The organism is Paenibacillus glufosinatiresistens, assembly GCF_031470375.1.
GTDB lineage: Bacteria > Bacillota > Bacilli > Paenibacillales > Paenibacillaceae > Paenibacillus_AQ > Paenibacillus_AQ glufosinatiresistens.
Genome location: NZ_JAVFHT010000007.1, coordinates 192,106 through 200,016 on the forward strand (window position 1 = coordinate 192,106; position 7,911 = coordinate 200,016).

Consider the following 7,911-nt stretch of genomic DNA (forward strand, 5'->3'; position numbering starts at 1 on the left):
AGAGTAGGGTGATTCGATGTGCGAAATCTGAATCTGACTTCCCAACGCCAGGCCGTTTACGATATCGTTCGTTCGTCTCCCGACCATCCTACCGCTGCCGAGGTCATGAACCGGCTAGTGGAGAAGGGCCATAATTTGGCATACGGGACGGTATATAACTCGCTTCGTTATTTAACCGACAAGCAGCTGATCCGGGAATTGAAGCTCGGAGAAGCCTCAAGCCGATACGATGCGCGTACGGATGAACATCAGCATATTATGTGCGAAGTATGCGGCGCGGTGGATGAGGTGCTGCTTCCCGTTCCGGAGGAATGGATGGATGAGGTAGCCCAGGCAACGGGCTATTCGGTGGATCATGCCCATGTTGTATTTGAAGGGGTCTGCCCGGCTTGCCGGGGACAGGTAAGCGGCTGACGGCCGGCTGGCTCCGGCCGCTGTGATGCACAGCAACATAACGCAAGAAGCCGAGACACGTTCCCGGCTTCTTTTTATTTTGAAGGAAGTCAGTAGAATTTTGAAGGAAATTGAATAAATAAACGGGATTCCCAAGTCGATATAGTACCTATTCCTGCCTAGAAAGAGAGTGAATCCGGTATGAAATCGAGAAGGTCCTGGAATCTTACGATACGCAGCAAAATGATTGCCACCTATCTGCTGGTCCTGCTGGCCCCGAGTCTGGTCATTGGCTGGACGACTTATCATTCCGCCAGTTCCGAGATCGAGAACGAGCTGGCGGGCAGCGCCCGCGAGAGCGTGGCGGCCGTCAATGAAATTATCGCGTCGAACATCGAGGCGAAGCTTAACGATATTGCCTATTTCGCTTCGCAGATCAGTTCGGATGCGGTAAATGCCGAGGTGGAGAGCGGCAAGACCGGGGCGCTTAAGGCGAAGCTGGACCAGTATGAAGCCCTTCACCCCGATGCGCTGAATCTCTACGTGGCGACGAGCCGGGCGAAGCTAATCCAGTCATCGGAGACGGCCCTGCCGGCAGGCTATGATCCGCGCAAAGAAAGCTTCTATGTGGATGCGCTGAAGCACGGTCAGGGGGCTGTCATTTCGCCCGCCTTCCGGACTCCGTCCGGCGAGACGGCCGTCGCGGTATCCTCGGTTCTGAAGGACGGGCGCGGCGTCGTATCCATCGACCTGAACCTCAAGCAGATTAAGGAGCTGACCAATCTGAAGGTCGGCCGGGAAGGCTATGTCGTTCTGATTGACAACAGCAAGAAGTTTCTGGTTCATCCTACCGAAACGGCAGGCCGGGAATCCTCCGACGCATACGTCAGACGAATGTTCGAGGGAAGCTCCGGCAGCTTCACTTATGATTACAAAGGCAGCCGCCAGATGATGCTCTACCAGGAGAATGAACAGACCGGGTGGAGAGTCGGCGGCACCATCTCCATGTCGGAGATCAAGGAGGCCACAGGAGGAATTCGCGATACGGCGATCGCGGTCGTCGCCGTCTCTGTCGTCATTGCGCTGGGGCTGATCTTCCTGAATATCCGGTCGATCACCCGCCCGTTGGAACGGCTTCGGGCAGCGACCGAGAACATCAGCCGGGGCGACCTGTCCAAGCCGGTCGGCGCCTTCCGCAGAGATGAGATCGGCACGCTGGCCACCCACTTTCAGACCATGGTCGACAATCTCCGCGGGATGATTGTCGGCGTTCAGGACATGACGGACAATGTGTCGTCGTCCGCCGAGGAATTGAACGCCGGAGCGGAACAGACCACGCAGGCGATTGAGCATGTGACCATTGCGATTCAGGAAGTTGCGGCGGCAACGGAGCGGCAGGTGCGGAGCGTCCGGGAAGGAACGGAGAGCGTAGCGGCTACCGCGGGAGAAGCCGTACGGATTACCGGCTACATGAATGCGGTGTCCGAAGCGATGGACAGAGCCTTGAATTCCGCTTCCGACGGCAAAGAATCGGTTCTGAGCGTAGTCGAGAAGATGGACGGGATTCAGGAGACGGTCGGCGAGCTTGGCGAGGTCATTGACCGGCTGAATGAACGGGCCGGTCATATCGGCGGCATCGTAGGGGTCATCGCGGGGATTGCGCGGCAGACCAACCTGCTTGCGCTGAACGCGTCGATCGAAGCGGCGCGGGCGGGCGAGCAGGGCCGGGGCTTCGCGGTTGTGGCGAACGAAGTCCGCAAGCTGGCCGAGGAATCGGAGCGGTCAGCGCAGCGGATCGCCGAGGAGATCGGGTCGATCTCGGAGGATATGAGGCAGGCGGGCGGAACCATGAACCATGCCCGCAGCAAGATGTCCGAAGGCATTGCCGCAGTCGATACGAGCGGACGGTCCTTCTCGCGCATCCGCCGGGCCGTCAAGGAAGCCGCCGAATCCATCGAAGCGATGGAACAGGCGGTTCGCCGGCTGAATACGGAGAAGGACAGCATGGAGCAGTCGATCGGCGATATCCGCCACATCTCGACCGAGGTTGCGGAGAATACCGAGACCATCTCGGCGGCCGCGCAGCAGCAGCTCGCTTCCGTCCGCCGCCGATCTCAGCAGACTGGCCGAACAGCTTCAAGGGCTGGTCGGACGCTTCCGGCTCGGGGCATCCGGCGGGCAGAACCCGGATGAATAAGGCTGCCGGAGCGGGGGCCGGGCTTTTCACGGACCGTGCCCAGCGGGTATACTGAATCTATTCGGAAAGATTCAGGCAATAGGCATTGCCGCCAGAGCGGCCGTCTTCCGGGAGAAGGCGGCCGCTTGGTATGAATTCCGGGATAACGGGAGAGGCCGGCCGCTGCGGCCGGGCGGGAAGGAAGGGTGCGGCAATGGGTGAACGATTAAAGGGGATACGGGTTGCGCTGGCGGGACCCCGCCGGTCGGAAGAGATGGCGAAGCTCGTGACCGGCATGGGCGGGACGGCGCTTCTGCGTCCGGCTCAGGGAACGGTATTTCTGGATGACGAAATCCTGCGCCGGGAACTGGGAGACTGGCTGGAGAGCCCGCCGGACTGGGTGATCCTGACCACCGGAATGGGGCTTGACGCGCTGTTCCGGGTGGCGGAGGAAATGGGCCGGGCCGACGAGCTCCAGCGAATGCTCGCCGGCGCGAAGATTGCGGCGCGCGGGTACAAGACGGTGGCTGCGCTGAAGAAGCGGAATCTGACGCCGCTTGTGCGCGACGACGACGGCAGCACCCAGGGCCTGATCCGCGGCCTGTCGGAGCACAGGCTGGAGGGCGTCCGCGCCGCCCTTCAGCTTCACGGCGATCCGGCTCCAAGGCTCGTCGGCTGGCTGGAGGAGGCGGGCGCGTCCGTGCGGGTGCTGCTGCCTTACCGGCACACCCCGCCGGAGAGCGGCGATCTGGAGCTGCTGCTGGACGAGATCGTAAGCGGCCAGGTGGACGCCGTAGCTTTTACAAGCGCGCCCCAGGCCCGATTCCTGGCAGAGCATGCCGCCGCGCACGGCCGGCTGGACGATATGCTCGCGGCCTTCGAGACCCGCGTCATTGCGCTGGCTGTCGGGCGGATTACCGCCGACGGATTGCGCGAAGCCGGGGTCGGACGAATTGTGGTGCCCGAGCAGGAGCGCATGGGCAGCATGATGGTCGAGCTCAGCCGGTATCTGGCGGAGCGATAAGGGCCGGCGATGCCTGCGGCGCGGCCGCGTGGACATCGCGGGGTATTTTACTTACAATAAGGGCAGTGTCAGACAGGAAGGGCAGTATCAGATAGGGCGCATTGGGCATTCTTGGACAAGGCGGCCTAAGGAGGACTTACGCATGGATAAGAGAAAATGCCTGCTGCTGGGGGAATATACGCATCCGCACTTCCACCCGCTGCAGGGAATCGACAAAGAGATCACGCACATTCTGGGCGATATGATGACGGTGCAATGCTCGGAGAACCGCAAGCTGCTGCTTGAAGAGCATCTTGCAGGCTATGACCTGTGCATCGCATATAATGAACTGTGGAGTGAGCACGTCTCGCCGCAGCAGACGGCGGGGCTGCTGAATTATGTCAGCGGAGGCGGGGGCCTGATCGTGCTTCATACCGGCATTTCGCTGGCGTCCCGCTATGAGCTGGCCCAGCTGTTCGGAGCCCGGTTCACCGGACATCCGCCCTACACCGAACTGAACTTCCGGCCGGGCGAGCATGTCATTACGGAAGGGCTGGAGCCCTTCACGCTGGAGGAGGAGCCGTACCGGTTTGATTTTGACCCGTTCACGGAGAAGACGGTGCTGCTGGAATACGAGCATGAAGGAGAATGGTGGCCGGCGGCCTGGAGCCACAGCTACGGCCAGGGCCGGGTGGTCTTCCTGATGCCGGGACACCATGAGCCTTCCTTCCATCATCCGGCTGTTCGGGAGCTGCTGCTCCGTTCCGCCAAATGGGCGGCGCGCATTCCTGCGCAGAGCTGACCGCAGCCGCAGCATGGCCGGGGAAGGCGCGGACCTCCTGGCATCCTTTAGAAATCCCTCCCGCTTTGGGCTATAATGGTACCGGGTGAACTCCATTCAATAACGGAATCCAAGGAGGAATTGTCATGAGCGATTTGTTTAAGAAAGCCATCTCTTTCGGAGTCGGATTGACCGTTGTGAGCAAGGAGAAAGTGGAGAAGGTCGTCGATGAGCTCGTCAAACGGGGCGAAGTGGCTCCTTCGGAATCCAAGGCGCTGGTCGACCGGCTGGTCGAACGGGGCGAAGAGGAGCGCGGCTATTTCAAGAATGCCGTGCAGGAGCAGGTGCAGAAGGTGCTGAAAGAGCTGAAGGTGCCGACCCAGGACGAGGTTGCGGCGCTGGAGGAACGGATTGCCGTGCTGGAACGCCGGCTGGCCGAGCTTGAGGGAATCTCCCGGCTGGAAGGCACGCAGCCGGATGCCCAGAGTGATTGATGGTTCGGATCAGACAGGCCGGACGCTACCGGGATATCGCCATGGCGCTGATGCGCCATGGCTTTGGCTATATGGTGGAGGAATTGGGTCTGTACCGGGTGCTGTCCCTGCCCCGTAAGCTTACCCGCCAGCAGGCGCATGAGAGCCGTACGCTCGGCGAACGCATCCGCGCTCTGCTGGAGGATCTTGGACCGACCTTCGTCAAGCTGGGCCAGCTGGCGAGCACGCGCGCCGATCTGCTGCCCGAGTCGGTCATCCAGGAACTGGTGAAGCTGCAGGATCACGTGCCGCCTGTTCCGGCGGAGACGGCCCGGGCCATCCTGGAGAAGGAGCTGGAGCATCCGGTGGATGCGTTGTTCTCCTATCTGGAGGATGCGCCCCTCGCAGCGGCTTCCATCGGTCAGGTGCACCGCGGCGTCCTGCATTCGGGAGAACGGGTAGCGGTGAAGATCCAGCGCCCGGGCGTCATGCGGATGATGCGGCGGGACCTTGAAATTCTTCGCGATCTGACGGCGCTGGCCGAGCGGAAGCTGGATTGGGCCAGACAGTACGGTCTCTACCGGATGGCCGAAGAATTCTCCCGTTCGCTGCTGGCCGAGCTGGACTATATTCAGGAAGGACGGAACGCGGAGCGGATCGCCCAGCAGCTCCGCGACGATGAACGGGTTCATATTCCGTCGATTTACTGGGACTACTCGTCGGCCCGCGTGCTGACGATGGAATACGTGGAAGGCATTACGCTGAACCGGCCGGAGGAGCTGCTCGCCCAGAGCGGCGATCTGAAGGATATTGTGCAGCGGACAATCGAAATCATGCTTAAGCAGATCTTCATCGACGGCTTCTTCCATGCCGACCCGCATCCGGGCAATCTGCTGCTGCTTCCCGACGGGCGGCTGGCGCTGATTGACTTCGGAATGGTCGGGCGGATCAGCGAGGAGACGAAGGATCACTTGTCGGGCCTGGTCATCGCGCTGATGCGCCGCAATACCGACGCGCTGGTCCGGGCCATTCTTCGGCTCGGGGTCGTTCCGGAAGAGGTGGACCGGGCCGCGCTGTACGAGGACATGGATGCGCTTCGGGACGAATACTATGATGTCCCCTTCAGCCAGATCAGCATCGGCGCCGCGCTGAACGACCTGTTCGGCGTGGCCCGGCGGCACCGGCTGTCGATCCCGCCGGAGCTGACGCTGCTCGCCAAGACGCTGCTGACGCTGGAGGGGGTAGCCGAAGGGTTGGACCCGTCGTTCAGCATCATCCAGATGGCGGAGCCGTTCGGCCGGAAGCTGCTGCGCCAGCGGTTCAGCGGCCAGCGCATCCAGCGGAAGCTGATTAGCGGCGCCGCCGATCTGGCGGAGGGTCTGCTGGAGCTGCCGGGACAAGCCCGGCAGCTCTCGGAGACGATCGGCAAGGGCAAGCTGAAGGTGGAGATCGGGGTTCCGGGACTGGATCATCTCCCGCGCAAGCTGGACCGGGTCGGCAACCGGCTGTCATTCAGCATCGTGCTGCTGGCGTTCAGCATTATCATGGCGGCGCTGATCATCGGCTCCTCGCTGCGGGGAGAGCCGACGCTGCTGTGGGATTTCCCCATTGTGGAGATCGGTTCGGTCGTGGCGATGCTGATGTTCGTCTGGCTGCTGTACTCCATCTTCAAATCAGGAAGGTTCTAGGCCGGGAGCGGCATGCGCCGCAGAGCGGCCTATACATGCGGGAGCGGGGCAGGCGGCGGGAAGGGACCCGGAGATAACCGGGACTCTTCCCGCGCTGCTTCTCCTCCCCGATCAATTTGATAAAGGTGAGGTGACGAAGTGCCGGGATTTCAGGATTTAGGCGTTTCGGTAAGTTTAAGCACAACGTTAAAAGGACAGGGCATCGCGGTGCCGACGCCGGTACAGACGGAGGCGATTCCTCCGCTCGTTCAGGGACTGGACGTCATTGCCCGGGCCAAGACGGGGACAGGCAAGACGCTGGCGTTCCTGCTGCCCATTCTCGATAAAATCAAACCGGAGAAAGCTTATCCCCAGGCGCTGATTCTAGCGCCTACGCGGGAGCTGGCTCTGCAGATCACCGAGGAAGCGAAGAAGCTGACGCAGGGGACCGGCATCCGGCTGCTGGCAGTATACGGCGGCCAGGATGTGGAGAAGCAGCTGCGGAAGCTGGAAGGCGGCCGCCATCTGATTATCGGCACGCCGGGACGCCTGCTGGATCACATGCGGCGCGAGACGCTCAGCCTGGGCGGCGTGAACATGCTGGTGCTCGACGAAGCCGACCAGATGCTCCACATGGGCTTTCTGGAAGAGGTGGAGAGCATCATTACCGCCGTTCCGTCCCGGCGCCAGACGATGCTGTTCTCGGCGACGATGCCCGAGCCGATCAAGCGGCTGGCCTCGTTCTATATGAAGCAGCCGGTGGACATTACGATCCGGGGCAATTCGCCGATTCCGCTGTCGAACATCCGCCAGCTTGTGGTGGAATGCACGGACCGGCAGAAAGAAAGCGCCCTGAAGTCGCTGATCGAGCGGGACCGACCCTACCTGGCCATGATCTTCTGCCGGACGAAGCGGCGGGTCTCGAAGCTGAACAACGCGCTTCGGGAAGCCGGCTATGACTGCGACGAGCTTCATGGAGATCTGTCGCAGAACAAGCGCGAGCAGGTGATGAAAATGTTCCGCGAGGCGAAGCTTCAGCTTCTGGTTGCAACGGACGTGGCAGCCCGGGGGCTGGATGTGGAAGGCGTGACGCATGTCTTCAATTACGATCTGCCGCTCGACGCAGACAGCTATATCCACCGGATTGGCCGGACCGGCCGCGCCGGAGGCAAGGGCATGGCGATTACGCTGGCCTCTCCGCATGACCGCGCCGGTCTGGAGATCATCGAGCGCGGCATCTCGCAGCGGCTGGAGCGCCGCCGCTATGAGCGCGGCGAGCTCGTCGAGGCCGCGGGCGGCGGCGCATCCGGCGGCCGCCGCAAGGACAGCGCCCCGCGCACCGCGCGCGGAGGCGGACCGGCCGCGGCCCGGCAGGGCGGCCGCGGCCCGGCGGAGACGCGCGGCGCAGGCGGCGCGCG

General features: G+C 62.1%; 7 protein-coding genes. All 7 read left to right on the forward strand.

The annotated features are described in order from the left end of the window. Nucleotides 1–18 precede the first annotated feature (18 nt). On the forward strand, nucleotides 19–414 hold the full coding sequence (locus tag RBI05_RS10600) for a Fur family transcriptional regulator (protein ID WP_150456447.1): 396 nt from the start codon (nucleotides 19–21) through the stop codon (nucleotides 412–414). Nucleotides 415–594: 180 nt separating this feature from the next. After that, a complete protein-coding gene (locus RBI05_RS10605) occupies nucleotides 595–2,586 on the forward strand; it encodes a methyl-accepting chemotaxis protein (protein ID WP_310551076.1) in 1,992 nt (663 codons plus the stop codon). 197 nt (nucleotides 2,587–2,783) lie between these two features. Beyond that, nucleotides 2,784–3,593, forward strand: a complete 810-nt coding sequence (locus RBI05_RS10610) for a uroporphyrinogen-III synthase (protein WP_310551077.1) — start codon at nucleotides 2,784–2,786, stop codon at nucleotides 3,591–3,593. Between the two features lie 142 nt (nucleotides 3,594–3,735). Then, nucleotides 3,736–4,374, forward strand: coding sequence for a ThuA domain-containing protein (locus RBI05_RS10615; RefSeq protein ID WP_150456450.1), 639 nt, complete (start codon nucleotides 3,736–3,738; stop codon nucleotides 4,372–4,374). 125 nt (nucleotides 4,375–4,499) lie between these two features. Next, nucleotides 4,500–4,847, forward strand: a complete 348-nt coding sequence (locus RBI05_RS10620; protein WP_150456451.1) for a phasin family protein — start codon at nucleotides 4,500–4,502, stop codon at nucleotides 4,845–4,847. Beyond that, complete coding sequence (locus RBI05_RS10625) at nucleotides 4,844–6,514, forward strand: ABC1 kinase family protein (RefSeq protein ID WP_310551078.1); 1,671 nt, start codon at nucleotides 4,844–4,846, stop codon at nucleotides 6,512–6,514. Before RBI05_RS10620 ends, RBI05_RS10625 begins: the two co-directional genes overlap by 4 nt. Nucleotides 6,515–6,652: 138 nt before the next feature. Further along, a partial coding sequence (locus tag RBI05_RS10630) for a DEAD/DEAH box helicase (protein ID WP_310551079.1) occupies nucleotides 6,653–7,911 on the forward strand: 1,259 nt, incomplete at its 3' end.

Coding starts and splice junctions, on each gene's coding strand:
- RBI05_RS10605 (WP_310551076.1), top strand. CDS start 595: ATGAAATCGAGAAGGTCCTGGAATCTTACGATACGCAGCAAAATGATT.
- RBI05_RS10610 (WP_310551077.1), top strand. CDS start 2,784: ATGGGTGAACGATTAAAGGGGATACGGGTTGCGCTGGCGGGACCCCGC.
- RBI05_RS10615 (WP_150456450.1), top strand. CDS start 3,736: ATGGATAAGAGAAAATGCCTGCTGCTGGGGGAATATACGCATCCGCAC.
- RBI05_RS10620 (WP_150456451.1), top strand. CDS start 4,500: ATGAGCGATTTGTTTAAGAAAGCCATCTCTTTCGGAGTCGGATTGACC.